General features: G+C 60.3%; 12 protein-coding genes. 1 reads left to right on the forward strand and 11 read right to left on the reverse strand.

The annotated features are described in order from the left end of the window. Positions 1-771 (reverse strand): ABC transporter ATP-binding protein, encoded by a 771-nt coding sequence (locus tag Q0105_RS01655; RefSeq protein ID WP_298208065.1) that lies wholly within the window; start codon positions 769-771, stop codon positions 1-3. Between the two features lie 370 nt (positions 772-1,141). On the opposite strand from Q0105_RS01655, the gene Q0105_RS01660 reads away from it, so the two are divergent. Then, the gene (locus Q0105_RS01660) at positions 1,142-2,983 is read left to right on the forward strand and encodes an ABC transporter transmembrane domain-containing protein (protein WP_298208067.1); all 1,842 of its coding nucleotides are present in this window, start codon (positions 1,142-1,144) and stop codon (positions 2,981-2,983) included. Between the two features lie 147 nt (positions 2,984-3,130). Here the strand turns inward: Q0105_RS01660 and Q0105_RS01665 are convergent, their stop codons facing one another. Genes Q0105_RS01665 through nuoG form a run of 10 tightly spaced genes read right to left on the reverse strand, consistent with a single transcriptional unit; the run spans position 3,131 to position 13,842 of the window. After that, entirely contained in the window at positions 3,131-3,625 is a 495-nt protein-coding gene (locus Q0105_RS01665; RefSeq protein WP_298208068.1) for a DUF1178 family protein, read from the reverse strand. A 24-nt stretch (positions 3,626-3,649) separates the two neighbouring features. Continuing rightward, complete coding sequence (locus tag Q0105_RS01670; RefSeq protein WP_298208070.1) at positions 3,650-3,958, reverse strand: DUF2818 family protein; 309 nt, start codon at positions 3,956-3,958, stop codon at positions 3,650-3,652. Positions 3,959-3,998: 40 nt separating this feature from the next. Continuing rightward, entirely contained in the window at positions 3,999-5,492 is a 1,494-nt protein-coding gene (nuoN, locus tag Q0105_RS01675; protein ID WP_298208072.1) for an NADH-quinone oxidoreductase subunit NuoN, read from the reverse strand. A gap of 24 nt (positions 5,493-5,516) precedes the next feature. Beyond that, entirely contained in the window at positions 5,517-6,992 is a 1,476-nt protein-coding gene (locus tag Q0105_RS01680; RefSeq protein WP_298208074.1) for an NADH-quinone oxidoreductase subunit M, read from the reverse strand. A 12-nt stretch (positions 6,993-7,004) separates the two neighbouring features. Next, positions 7,005-9,044 (reverse strand): NADH-quinone oxidoreductase subunit L, encoded by a 2,040-nt coding sequence (nuoL, locus tag Q0105_RS01685; RefSeq protein ID WP_298208076.1) that lies wholly within the window; start codon positions 9,042-9,044, stop codon positions 7,005-7,007. Positions 9,045-9,075: 31 nt separating this feature from the next. After that, a complete protein-coding gene (gene nuoK / locus Q0105_RS01690; RefSeq protein ID WP_005793248.1) occupies positions 9,076-9,384 on the reverse strand; it encodes an NADH-quinone oxidoreductase subunit NuoK in 309 nt (102 codons plus the stop codon). Next, the gene (locus Q0105_RS01695) at positions 9,381-10,049 is read right to left on the reverse strand and encodes an NADH-quinone oxidoreductase subunit J (protein ID WP_298208078.1); all 669 of its coding nucleotides are present in this window, start codon (positions 10,047-10,049) and stop codon (positions 9,381-9,383) included. Before Q0105_RS01695 ends, nuoK begins: the two co-directional genes overlap by 4 nt. Before the next feature lie 50 nt (positions 10,050-10,099). Beyond that, positions 10,100-10,612 carry an NADH-quinone oxidoreductase subunit NuoI gene (gene nuoI, locus Q0105_RS01700; protein ID WP_298208080.1) on the reverse strand — a complete coding sequence of 171 codons (513 nt, stop codon included), beginning with the start codon at positions 10,610-10,612 and terminating at the stop codon, positions 10,100-10,102. Between the two features lie 15 nt (positions 10,613-10,627). Further along, positions 10,628-11,710, reverse strand: a complete 1,083-nt coding sequence (gene nuoH / locus Q0105_RS01705; protein WP_298208082.1) for an NADH-quinone oxidoreductase subunit NuoH — start codon at positions 11,708-11,710, stop codon at positions 10,628-10,630. Beyond that, entirely contained in the window at positions 11,707-13,842 is a 2,136-nt protein-coding gene (nuoG, locus tag Q0105_RS01710) for an NADH-quinone oxidoreductase subunit NuoG (protein ID WP_298208084.1), read from the reverse strand. Before nuoG ends, nuoH begins: the two co-directional genes overlap by 4 nt.

Genomic DNA, 13,842 nt, shown 5'->3' on the forward strand with positions numbered 1-13,842 from the left:
TCAATGCGCTCCCTGCAGTTGGCCGTCTGTCGTACCCATGTAGGCTTCCATCACTTGCGGGTTGTTCGAAACTTCTTCGTAGGGCCCTTCGGCCAGTACGGCGCCACGCTGCAGCACCGTGATGCAGTCTGCGATGGTGGAGACCACCTTCATGTTGTGCTCGACCATCAAAATAGTGCGGCCCGCAGAGACCTTCTTGATGAGCTGCGTGACGCGGTCCACATCCTCGTGGCCCATGCCCTGGGTGGGCTCGTCAAGCAGCATCAACTCGGGCTCCATGGCCAGCGTGGTGGCGATCTCTAGTGCACGCTTGCGGCCATAAGGCAGGTTCACGGTGACTTCGTCAGCCAGGTCTTCCAGACCCACTTCAGTCAGCAATTGCATGGCCCGGTCATCGAGCTTATGCAAGGTGCTCTCGCTGCGCCAGAAGTGAAACGAGGTGCCCAGCTTGCGCTGCAGCCCCAGGCGCACGTTCTCCATCAGCGTGAGGTGCGGGAACACGGCCGAGATCTGGAATGAGCGGATCACACCGCGCCGGGCAATCTGCGCCGGTTGTTCGCGGGTGATGTCATGCCCATTGAACCGGATCACACCGGAAGTGGGCTCCAGGAACTTGGTCAGCAGGTTAAAGCAGGTTGTCTTGCCTGCGCCATTGGGGCCGATCAGCGCATGAATGGAGCCCCGGCGGACAGCCAGGTTCACATCGCTCACGGCAGTGAAGCCTTTGAACTCTTTGGTCAGGCTTTTGGTTTCAAGAATGACGTCGCTCATTGCGCCTTGGCCGCTCCGTAGGGTGCTGAAAAATGGAGCCTTGCAGCAAGGTCTCCGTGTGTATTGAATCGCCACGCATGGTATGTCTCACCACCCTTTCGCAGGTACTGGGACTAATGCCTATGTATAAATGCCTACGTACCCGCAGGCAGCAACAATGGCTCACACCATGCAATGGGCTCGCATCCCAAGCCAGCACTCGATTTGTGCCATCGAGTCGACGCAAGAAGCGAACCACAGCCCCGAGAGTAATTCACTGACCGTTTACTGACGCCTGAAATATTTTCACCCCCGCAATACCGAAACACGTAGAACGAAGGGTGAAGCAGCGATACAAGACGCCTCTGACGGTCGGCCCTAAACTGCCGTCATGGCATCCACTTCTGCACCTCACACACCCGCTCGCGGAGCACCCCGTTCACTGACTGGCCTGCTCCCTTTTCTGCGGCCCTATCGCGCTCATATAGCGCTGTCTGTGCTGTTCCTCGTGCTCGCAGCGCTGGCCACGCTGGCGTTTCCAATGGCCTTGCGCAGCCTCATCGATGGTGGCTTGGTGAGTGGTGCGAGCGACAGCGACAAGGGCGCACAGACCATGGCATTGCGTGGACATTTCGAGGCCTTGTTCGCCGTGGCGATTGCGCTGGGTGTCTTTTCTGCGGCACGCTTTTACATGGTGAGCTGGCTCGGCGAGCGCGTGACCGCGGACCTGCGCAACGCGGTGTACAGCCATGTGTTGCGGCAAAGCCCGCAGTTTTTTGAAACCACGCAGACCGGTGAAGTGCTGTCTCGCCTGACGGCCGATACCACCCTCGTGCAAACCGTGGTTGGCTCTTCGCTGTCGATGGGGTTGCGCAACGCCGTCATGGGCATTGGTGCCCTGGCCATGCTGGTGTGGACCAATCCCTACGTGATGTCGGTGGTGCTGATAGCAGTGGTGCTAGTGGTGCTGCCCACCATGTGGATCGGCCGGCGTGTGCGGCGGCTATCGCGGGACAGCCAGGACCGCGTGGCCGATTCCAGCGCCATCGCCGCCGAGGTGCTGAACGCCGTGCCAGTGGTGCAAAGCTACACGGCAGAGCCGCGCGAGACGGCGCGCTTCACGCAGGCCACGGAAAACGCTTTCCTGACGGCCATCAAGCGCACACGCGCGCGTGCAGTGCTGGTCGCCTTCATCATCATCGCCAATGCGGGGTTACTGCTGTGGGGACTCTATCGCGGCACTGAGGCCGTGCTGGCGGGTCAGATGAGCGCGGGCCATTTAGGGCAGACCGTGGTCTATGTGATCTTGCTCGCGGGCGCTGTGGCCGTGCTCGGCGAGGTGTATGGCGATTTGCTGCGTGCGGCAGGTGCTACCGAACGGCTGATGGAGTTGTTGTCCAGCCGCTCGCCCGTGGCAGACCCGGCCGTGCCCAAGGCGTTGCCCACCTCGGATCAGGGCCTGGAGGTGCGGTTTGAGAACGTGCAGTTCCACTACCCCTCGCGCCCCGAGCAACCCGCATTGCATGATTTCTCGCTGCACCTCGCCCCCGGCGAAACCGTGGCTCTGGTGGGTGCCAGTGGCGCAGGCAAGACCACTGTGTTTCAACTGCTGCAGCGTTTTTACGATGTAGACCGGAGCGCCTCCGGCGCACCACATTCCGGGACCGGACGTATTCTGCTCAACGGTGTGGACATCCGCGACATGACACTCGATACGCTGCGGGAACACACCGGAACGGTGCCACAAGACGCTGTGATCTTTTCGGCATCTGCCATGGACAACATCCGCTACGGGCGCCCCGAGGCCACGGATGAGGAAGTGATGGCCGCCACCCGCGCTGCGTTTGCGCACGACTTCCTCATGGCGCTGCCCGAGGGCTATGCCACCTTCCTTGGTGAACGCGGCGTACGGCTGTCGGGCGGCCAGCGCCAACGCATCGCGATCGCACGGGCCATGCTCAAGAACCCGCCGCTGCTTCTGTTGGATGAAGCCACCAGCGCCCTGGACGCCGAAAGCGAGCGCATGGTGCAAGCCGCGCTCGACACGGCCATGCAGCGCCACACGGGCAGACGGACCACGCTGGTGATTGCGCACCGGCTTGCCACCGTACAGAACGCGGACCGCATTGTGGTGCTGGAACACGGGCGCATCGTGGAACAAGGCACCCATGCGGCGCTGCTGGCGCAAGGCGGTGTCTATGCGCGCCTCGCGGCGCTTCAATTCACCGCGTGAGACGAGAAGAAGGGATTTTTTACTGCCAGCGAGCTACGGCATTCACTATCAAAACGATAGCTGCTTGCGCTTGATTTATAAGCGCTAGAGCCCAAAAATGCTCAAACATTGGCGGTAGCCCATCCGCCCCAAAAAAGAAACAAACGGCTACTGCAGGGTTTCCTTGGCCGCCACAGGCAGCGGCAAGGGCATCACGGCAATGCCCTCCTCCAGCAGTTCCACGGCCTCGCTGGCGGTGGCTTGGCCGCGAATGGCTCGCTCCGGCATTTCGCCATGGTGCATCCGCCGTGCTTCTTCGGCAAAACGTGGGCCCACATCCTCTGTGCTCGCAACCACCTTGCGGGCCAACTCCAGCCAGGCGGCTTGCAGGGCCGGAGGAAGCGCCGCAGTGTCGAACGAAGCCGGGGCAGCTGAGGACGTTGTAGCGGGATGTGCCGATGTCGATGCTTCTGCAGTCACCGCAGATGGCTCCCGTGCACCAAAGTTCAGGCGCGGCGCACTCAATCGCTTTTCAATGTGATCGTCCGCGCAAAGGGGGCATTGGACAAGGCCGCGCTGCTTCTGGCTCTGAAAGTCGTCTTCGGAGCCGAACCAGCCTTCAAAGACATGGCCTTCCCGACATTGGAGGTCCAGCACCTTCATGGCAACAATCGTGCGCCGCCAGGCTTAGCCGTGGCGCCGCAGCAGATAGCGATAGACAAAACCGGGAAACGCGAAGGTCAAGAACATCGTCCCAGTGATGGCGTAGAACTCCCACCCCTGCGGTGCGATCTGGCCAGCCCTGCGCTCCAGCAACAGCGCCATGGCTCCCACTACAAAGTACAGCACCACCAATTCCGCGATCCGCCCTATCAACGGCTTTTTACCCACAGCCGCCGCGGGCCCCGCCACCAGCCAGCGTTGGTTGACGAAAGGCAGATTGGCAGCAATAAAGGCCGCCACGATGACGAGCCAGACAGAACCGGTAAGAGACACAGGCGAAACGAGCCCTTGAAACGATCAGCAGCAGAAAAGGTCAGGTCGCCAGCGCGCGCACCACGGCGTCCGCGCACAGCGCCATCAGGCCACCGGGCAGCAAGCCCAGCACCAGAACCAGGGCACCGTTGATGGTCAACACCACGCGCACATCCACAGGGGCAGACACATTCGAGGCTGTCAGAGGCGCATCAAAGTACATGACCTTGACCACGCGCAGGTAGTAGAAGGCCCCGATGAGCGACATGATGACCGCGAAGACGGCCATGGCGATGTACAAGCCCTGGCCAGAGGCCAACAGGGCCTGCAGAACCGAAAGCTTGGCATAGAAGCCCACCATAGGAGGGATACCTGCCATCGAGAACAGACACACCGCCATGACGGCGGCATACAGCGGGCTGCGCTGGTTCAGGCCAGCGAAGTCAGAGATCTCTTCACTCTCGAAGCCTTCACGTGCCAGCAGCAGGATCACGCCAAACGCGGCCAGGGTGGTCAACACGTAGGTGATGACGTAGAACATCGAGGCGCTATAGGCGTTTTCGACCGCCGTGGCATCGACGTTGCCATTCACCACGCCCGACATCAGGCCGAGCAGCACGAAGCCCATCTGGGAAATCGTCGAATACGCCAACATGCGCTTGAGGTTGGTCTGAGCGATGGCCGCCAGGTTACCCACCAGCAGCGAGCCAATGGCCAGCACCGCCAGCATCTGCTGCCAATCGATCGCAAGCGGTAGCAGGCCATCCACCAGCAGACGGATGGTGATGGCAAAGGCGGCCAGCTTGGGCGCGCCGCCGATCATCAGCGTGACGGCCGTGGGAGCGCCCTGGTACACGTCAGGGATCCACATGTGGAAGGGAACCACACCCAGCTTGAATGCAAGGCCCGCCACCACAAACACGAGGCCGAACACCAGCACCTGGTGCTTGATCTGGCCGGTATTGACGGCCTTGAACACCTGGCCGATATCGAGCGAGCCCGTGGCACCGTAAACCATGGACAGGCCATAGAGCAGAAAGCCGCTGGCCATGGCGCCAAGCACAAAGTACTTCATAGCGGCTTCGGTGGCCGTGGCATTGTCGCGGCGCAGGGCCACCAGCGCGTAGCTCGACAGCGTGAGCAGTTCCAGGCCCAGGTAGATCACCAGGAAGTTGTTGCCAGAGATCATGATGAACATGCCCAGCAGCGCAAACATCGACAAGGTGAACATCTCGCCGCCGCGCATCATGTCGCGATCGGCCGCATAGGGACGGCCATAGACCAGCGTGACCATCATGGCCACGGTGGCAAAACACTTGAGCCAGTTGCCCATGGCATCGCTGACCACCATGTTGCCAAAGCCGTAGAAGGTGTTGCCGCTGCTGGCGTACATGGCCTGCAAGGCGGCCACCACGGCCAGCGTGAGCATGGTCAGCACATAGGTGCCGGTGCGGCGTGCGCTGTGGACACCCAGATCGACCAGCGCGATGACGCAGGCCATGGTCAACAGCACGATTTCGGGGTAAATCACTAGCCAGCTGATGTTGTCAATCATCTCGAATCTCTCAGTTCAGTCTGGTCAGTTCAACTTCGATATGGCGACATGCTTGAGCAGTTCCGCGACCGAAGTGTCCATCACGTCCGTGAAGGGGCGTGGATACAGGCCCATGGCCAGCACGGCAATCGCCAGCAGCGACATCACGAGGAATTCGCGGCTGTTGATGTCGGTGAGTTCCTTGACGTGGTCATTGGCTACGGGGCCCAGGTACACGCGCTTGAACATCCACAGGGTATAGGCGGCGCCGAAGATCAGTGCCGTGGCAGAGGCCAGGCCGATCCAGAAGTTGGCCTTGGTTGCGCCCAGAATCACCATCCACTCGCCCACAAAACCGGCAGTGCCCGGCAGGCCGCAGTTGGCCATGGCGAACAGCAGCGCAAAGGCCGTGAAGTTGGGCATGGTGTTGACCACGCCACCGTAGGCCGCGATCTCACGGGAATGCACGCGGTCATAAAGCACGCCGATGGACAGGAACATCGCGCCCGACACAAAGCCGTGGGCAATCATCTGCACCAGACCGCCAGAGACGCCGAGGTCATTGAAGATGAAGAAGCCCAGGGTCACGAAGCCCATGTGCGCCACGGACGAATAAGCCACCAGCTTCTTCATGTCCTTTTGCACCATGGCCACCAAGCCGACATAGATCACTGCGATCAGCGACAGCGCGATCATCAGCCAGGCCCATTCGCGTGCCGCATCAGGGGCAATGGGCATGGAGAAGCGCAAGAAACCGTAGGCACCGAGCTTGAGCATGATGGCGGCCAGCACGGCCGAGCCACCGGTAGGCGCTTCCACGTGCACATCGGGCAGCCAAGTGTGCACAGGCCACATCGGCACCTTCACCGCAAAAGCCGCGAAGAAGGCGAAGAACAACATCGTCTGGGCGCGGCCGCTCAGCGGCAGTTGGTGCCAGGTGGCGATGTCGAAACTACCGCCCGACTGGTTGTACAGGTAGATCAGCGCGATCAGCATGAGAAGCGAGCCAAGCAGCGTGTACAGGAAGAACTTGAACGCCGCGTAGATCTTGTTGGGGCCGCCCCAGATACCGATGATCAGGTACATCGGGATCAGCGTGGCCTCGAAGAACACGTAGAACAGAATGCCGTCGAGCGCGCTGAACACGCCGATCATCAGACCCGAAAGAATCAGGAACGCACCCATGTACTGATTCACGCGTTCGGTAATGGACTCCCACGAAGCGATCACCACGATCACAGTGATGAAGGCCGTGAGCGGCACGAACCAGAACGAAATGCCGTCCACGCCCAGGTGGTAGTGCACGTTGAAGCGTTCGATCCAGGCTGCTTTCTCGACAAACTGCATGGCGGCAGTGCCCAGCTTGAAGCCATCGTACAAAGGCAGCGTGACCAGAAAACCGATCAGCGCACCCAGCAAAGCCAGCCAACGCACGGCACGTGCATGCTCATCCCGCCCAATGGCAAGCAGCAGCACACCGAAGGCAATCGGTGTCCAGATTGCAAGACTCAACAGACCCATTTGTTGTTTTCCTTATTTGATGAGCTGCATGAAAGCGTCGCCCCAGACAAACCAGGTCATCAGCACGAAGACACCCAGGATCATCACCAACGCGTAGTGGAAGATAAAACCAGACTGCAGCCAACGGACGACGCCGGAAACTCCGCGTACCAGCTTCCAGGAGCCATTGACCAGAGCACCATCGATGATGGCCTGATCGCCGCCCTTCCAGAGACCAACGCCCAGCGCCCGGGCACCACGGGCCAGGATGTTCTCGTTGATCCAGTCAAGGTAGTACTTGTTCTCGAGCAGCGTATAGATCGGCATGCAGGCGCGCTTGATAGCCGCAGGCAGCGCCGGATTCACCATGTACATGTAGTACGACAGGGCCACGCCAGCCACCGCCAGCCAAAACGGTGCGGTCTGAAGACCGTGCAGCGCCATGGCCACCGGGCCGTGGAATATTTCGGCCAGCTTCGCCATCGCAGGGTGCTTTGCGGCATCGACAAAGATCACGTCCTTGAAGAAATCGCCAAACAACATGGGCTGGATGAACATGAAACCCACCACCACCGAAGGGATCGCCAACAGCACCAGAGGCACCGTCACCACCCACGGCGATTCATGCGGTTCGTGGTGGTCATCGTGGCCGTGACCATGGTGATCATCGTGGTGTGCGTCTGGATTCTGGTCGTAGCGCTCCTTGCCGTGGAAAACCAGGAAGTACATGCGGAACGAATAGAACGCCGTGATGAACACGCCAGCCAACACGGCAAAGTGCGCAAAACCAGCTGCAGGCAAGTGGCTGAAGTGCACGGCCTCGATGATGCTGTCCTTGGAGTAGAAACCCGAGAACAGGGGCGTGCCGATCAGTGCGAGCGAACCGAGTAGCGAAGTGATCCACGTGATAGGCATGTACTTGCGCACGCCGCCCATCCACCGGATGTCCTGGTTGTGGTGCATGCCCATGATGACGGAGCCGGCACCGAGGAACAACAGCGCCTTGAAGAAAGCGTGAGTCATCAGGTGGAACACCGCGACCGAGTAGGCCGAAGCACCCAGCGCCACGGTCATGTAGCCCAGCTGCGACAGCGTGGAATAAGCCACCACGCGCTTGATGTCGTTCTGGATGATGCCCAGGAAACCCATGAACAGCGCCGTGATGGCACCGATCACCAGGATGAAGTTGAGCGCGGTGTCCGACAGCTCGAACAGCGGCGACATGCGCGACACCATGAAGATACCGGCAGTCACCATGGTGGCTGCGTGGATCAGCGCCGAGATGGGGGTCGGGCCTTCCATCGAATCAGGCAGCCAGACGTGCAGCGGGAACTGGGCGGATTTGCCCATGGCGCCGATGAACAGGCAGATGCAGATAACGGTGATCAACATCCAGTCGGTGCCGGGGAATGGCAGGCCGCCCAACTCACCCGACTTGGCGAAAATTTCGCTGTAGTTCAGCGTGCCGGTGTAGGCGGCAATCAGGCCAATGCCCAGAATGAAACCGAAGTCACCCACACGGTTGACCAGGAAGGCCTTCATGTTGGCAAAGATGGCCGTGGGCTTGTTGAACCAGAAACCGATCAGCAGATAAGACACCAGGCCCACGGCTTCCCAGCCGAAGAACAGCTGCAGCAGGTTGTTGCTCATCACCAGCATGAGCATGGAGAACGTGAACAGCGAGATGTAGGAGAAGAAGCGGTTGTAGCCGTCGTCCTCTTCCATGTAGCCGATGGTGTAGATGTGCACCATCAGCGACACGAAGGTCACCACCACCATCATCATGGCGGTGAGGCTGTCCACCATGAAGCCCACTTCCATTTTCAGGCCGCCCACCACCATCCAGGTGTAGAGCGTCTCATTGAAGCGGGCGCCATCCAGGGCCACGCTCTTGAGCGTCATGGCCGACAGGATGAAGGCCACCAGCACCCCAAGGATCGTGAGGGTGTGGCTCAGGCGGCGGCCAATCCAGTTACCACCAAAGGTCGTACCAAAGATACCGGCCAGCAAGGCGCCCGCCAGCGGAGCCAGCGGCACGGCCAGGAGCGTTGAAGCAGAGAGGGTTTGACTCATTCTTGAGAACCTTGGGAATACTGGTGACTCATCAGCCCTTGAGGGTGTTGAGGTCTTCCGCGTTGATGCTGGACTTGTTGCGGAACAGCAGCACCAGGATGGCCAGACCGATGGCGGACTCGGCAGCCGCCACCGTCAGGATGAAGAACACGAACACCTGGCCGTGCATGTCACCCAGGTAGTGGGAAAACGCCACGAAATTCATGTTCACGGCCAGCAGCATCAACTCGATCGCCATCAGCAGCACGATCAGGTTCTTGCGATTGAGAAAGATCCCGATCACTGCCAGCGCGAACAGCATCGCACCCAGGGAGAGAAAATGGCCCAAAGTCAGCGTCATGCTTTTTTCTCCTCGGCAACAGGTTCTGCGGGCACCTCAGGCGCAGCCTTCTGGGTTACAGCCACCTTCACCACCTCCAGGCGATCGCTGGCGCGCACGCGGACCTGCTGCGAAGGATTGATGGCCTTGCTGTCCTTGCGCTGGCGCAGCGTCAACGCAATGGCGGCAATCATCGCAACCAGCAGAATCACCGCAGCGATTTCCACGGGATACAGGTACTGGGTGTAAAGCAGCTTGCCCAGCGCCTTGGTGTTCGAATACTGGACCACCTGCCCTGCCGCATCCACCACCACGGCGACCGCCTTGGGCTCGTCCATGCCTCGGAAGCCGCTCATCAGCACAGCGGCCATTTCGAGGGCGATCAGTGCACCCACGGTTGCAGCCAGGGGAAAGTGCTTCCAGAAGCCCTTGCGCACGGTGTCGATATGGATGTCCAGCATCATCACCACGAACAGGAAAAGCACCATCACCGCGCCCAGATACACCAGCACCAGGGCAATGGCCAGGAACTCGGCCTTGAGCAGCAACCACACGGCCGCCGCCTGCGAGAACGCGAGGATGAGATAGAGCACCGCATGCACAGGGTTGCGCGCAGTGATCACCCGGAAGGCCGCAAACAGCAGCACCACCGAGAAGAGATAGAAGAAACCAGTCTTGGCGTCCATGAATCGGGTCTTTATAGAAAGTCTGGCAAAGAGGCAGGGGTTACCACCGCTCAGCGGTATTTGGCATCCGCAGCCTTGGCCGCCGCAATTTCGCCTTCATACCGGTCGCCAACGGCCAACAGCATGTCCTTCGTGAAATACAGGTCGCCACGCTTTTCACCGTGGTATTCGAAGATGTGCGTCTCGACGATGGAGTCCACCGGGCAGCTCTCTTCGCAGAATCCGCAGAAGATGCATTTGGTCAGGTCGATGTCGTAGCGCGTGGTGCGGCGGGAGCCGTCAGCGCGCACATCCGATTCAATCGTGATGGCCATGGCGGGGCACACCGCCTCGCACAGTTTGCAGGCAATACAACGCTCTTCGCCATTGTCATAACGGCGCAGGGCATGCAGACCACGAAAACGCGGCGACAGGGGTGTCTTTTCTTCAGGAAACTGCACGGTCACCTTGCGGCGAAAGGCATAGCGGCCCGTGAGGGCCATGCCCTTGAGCAGCTCCACGAGCATGAAGCTCTTGAAGAAATCCTTGAACGAAAAAGGTGCGGCAGCAACAGCAGCAGTCATTTGTGGTGTCCCCGCTTATTTCCAGATATTCCAAGGCGAGAGCAACCACCCGCCGACAAACAGCAAATACACCAGCGTGACCGGGATGAAGATCTTCCAGCCCAGGCGCATGATCTGGTCATAACGGAACCGGGGGAAAGTCGCCCGGATCCAGATGAACATGGACACCACGAGGAAGGTCTTGAGGCCCAGCCAGATCCAGCCCGGAATCCAGTTGAACACGGCGCTGTCGATGGGCGAGAGCCAGCCGCCCAGGAACATGAGCGCGGCCAGAATGGACACGAGCCACATGCTGGCGTATTCGGCCAGAAAGAAGATCGCGAAACCCATGCCCGAATACTCGACCATGTGGCCAGCCACGATTTCGGCCTCGCCTTCCACCACGTCGAACGGGTGGCGGTTGGTTTCGGCCACGCCGGAGATCAGGTACACCAGGAAGATGGGCAACAGCGGCAGCCAGTTCCACGACAGGAAGGTCAGCCCCTTGTCGGCAGCCATGCCACGGCCCTGCCCCATCACGATCTCGGTCAGGTTCATGCTACCCGACACCATGATCACGACGAGGAAACAGAAGCCCATGGCGATTTCGTAGCTCACCATCTGGGCGGATGCACGCAGAGCGCCCAGGAAGGCGTACTTGGAGTTCGATGCCCAGCCCGCGATGATCACACCGTACACCTCAATCGAGGTAATGGCCATCACCAGCAACAAACCGGCGTTGACATTGGCAAGGGCTACATCGGGACCAAAGGGAATCGCCACCCAGGCGGCCAGTGCGGGCATGATGGCCATCACAGGGCCGAGAACAAACAGCCCCTTGCTCGCAGCGGTGGGCTGGATGATTTCCTTGGTCAGCAGCTTCAGCGCATCGGCAATGGGCTGCAGCAGACCCAGCGGTCCTACACGATTGGGGCCGTGGCGCACTTGCATGAAGCCCAGCAGCTTGCGCTCCCACAACGTGAGGTAGGCCACTGCACCCATCAGGGGAGCCAGAATGCAGACGATCTTGATCAAAATCCAGAGCACCGGCCAGACGATGGCGGTCCACCAGCCAAAGGAAAGCAGGTTCAGGCCCGCGTTATAGATCGCGTCGATCATGCGGCCTCTCCTTCACGTGCCATGCGCGCGTCGGCTGTGAGCTGCAGCGACGTGGAACGGCGCACCAGGCCGTCGAGTTGATAAATGGATGCGACCACGGGCTCGCCGACCACCACCACCGCAGCAGGCGCCGCCGCCTTCACAGCGTTGGACAACTGTTCGGCAGGCAATTGCGTGACGGTGCCTGCTGGCGCATTCGTGGCACGAGCCAGCACATCCTGCGAGGCATCGAAATCGAAACCAGACACACCCAACAGGTTGGCCAGCACGCGCAGAACCTTCCACGCGGGGCGGGTATCACCCAGGGGGCGCACCACGGCATGGAAGCTCTGCAGACGGCCTTCGGCGTTGATGAAACTGCCCGATGTTTCGGTGAATGGGGCAATTGGCAACAAGACGTCACTGAACTCCATGTTGGCCTTGAAGGGGCTCAAAGTGACCACCATCTCTGCACCAGCCAGGGCCGCTGCGGCTTTGGCACCAGCCGCCGAATCGTCAACCGGCTCGGTGTTGAGCAACAAGGCCGCCTTCAAACCACCGGAGAGCATTTGACCTGCATTCAGGCCACCGTTGACAGGGTGGGCGCCCACAAACTGTGCGCCCACGGTGTTGGCAGCTTCCGTCAGATAACCAACGGTCGCGCCGGTGTTCTCGGCGATCCAGTTGGCAAGCGCCAGCAATTGTGTGGCATGCGCATGGTGCGCCGCGGCATTGCCCAGCAACACGGCCTTGCGCTCACCACCCAGCAGCGAACGTGCAATGGCCTGTGCGGCCTCGTCCGCTGGAGCTGCGCCCTCGGGTGCGGCAATGCCTTTTTCCTGGGCCACAGCGGAAGCGATACCACCCAGTGCATGAACCCACTGTCCGACAGGCTGCGTCACCCATTGCTGGACCGGCAGCGCCCAGTCATGGACATTGGAATCCACTGCATTGACCTGGCAGCCATGGCGTGCAGCCTGGCGAATGCGCTGGGCGAACAACGGATGGTCCTTGCGCAAGTTGGAACCCACCACCAGCACACGTTGCAGCGTGGACAGCGAAGCGATCGACGTACCCAACCAACGGATACCTTCAGGGGCCACAAATTCAGCGTTACGCAGGCGGTAGTCAATGTTGTCGCTACCGATACCGCGCACCAGCGCAGCCGCCAGGTACAGCTCTTCAAGCGTGCTGTGCGGGCTGACCAGGGCTCCGATGCTGTTGGCACCGTGGTCGTTCTTGATGTTCTTCAGACCGTTGGCCACGTACTCCAGCGCAGTCTGCCAATCGACTTCCTTCCACACACCGCCCTGCTTGAGCATGGGCTGCGTCAGTCGGTCTTCGCCATTGAGCGCTTCATAAGAGAAGCGGTCGCGGTCGGCGATCCAGCATTCGTTGACGGCTTCGTTTTCCAAGGGAACCACGCGCATCACCTTGTGGTTCTTGACCTGGACAATCAGGTTGGAGCCGGTCGAGTCGTGCGGGCTCACCGAGCGGCGGCGCGACAACTCCCAAGTGCGGGCGCTGTAGCGGAAAGGCTTGCTGGTCAGGGCACCGACGGGGCAGATGTCGATCATGTTGCCCGACAGCTCGGAATCCACCGTATCGCCCGTGACCGTGGTGATCTCGGAGTGCTCGCCACGATGGATCATCCCGAGCTCCATCACACCGGCCACTTCCTGGCCAAAGCGCACGCAGCGGGTGCAGTGGATGCAGCGGCTCATTTCCTGCATGGAAATCAGCGGACCCACGTCCTTGACAGGCACCACGCGCTTTTCTTCTTCGTAGCGCGAAGAAGAGCCGCCATAGCCCACAGCCAAATCCTGCAACTGGCACTCACCACCCTGGTCGCAGATGGGGCAGTCCAGCGGGTGGTTGATCAGCAGGAATTCCATGACCGACTGCTGGGCCTTGATGGCCTTGTCGCTCTTGGTGCGCACGATCATGCCCTGCGTCACAGGGGTGGCGCAGGCAGGCATAGGTTTGGGGGCCTTTTCCACGTCCACCAGGCACATGCGGCAGTTGGCGGCGATGGAAAGCTTCTTGTGGTAGCAGAAATGGGGAATGTAGGTGCCGGCCTTTTCGGCTGCATGCATCACCATGCAGCCTTCAGCGACTTCTACCTTCTGCCCGTCGAGTTCGATTTCAACCAT

It is taken from the genome of Acidovorax sp. (genome assembly GCF_027492855.1).
Lineage (GTDB): Bacteria > Pseudomonadota > Gammaproteobacteria > Burkholderiales > Burkholderiaceae_C > Acidovorax.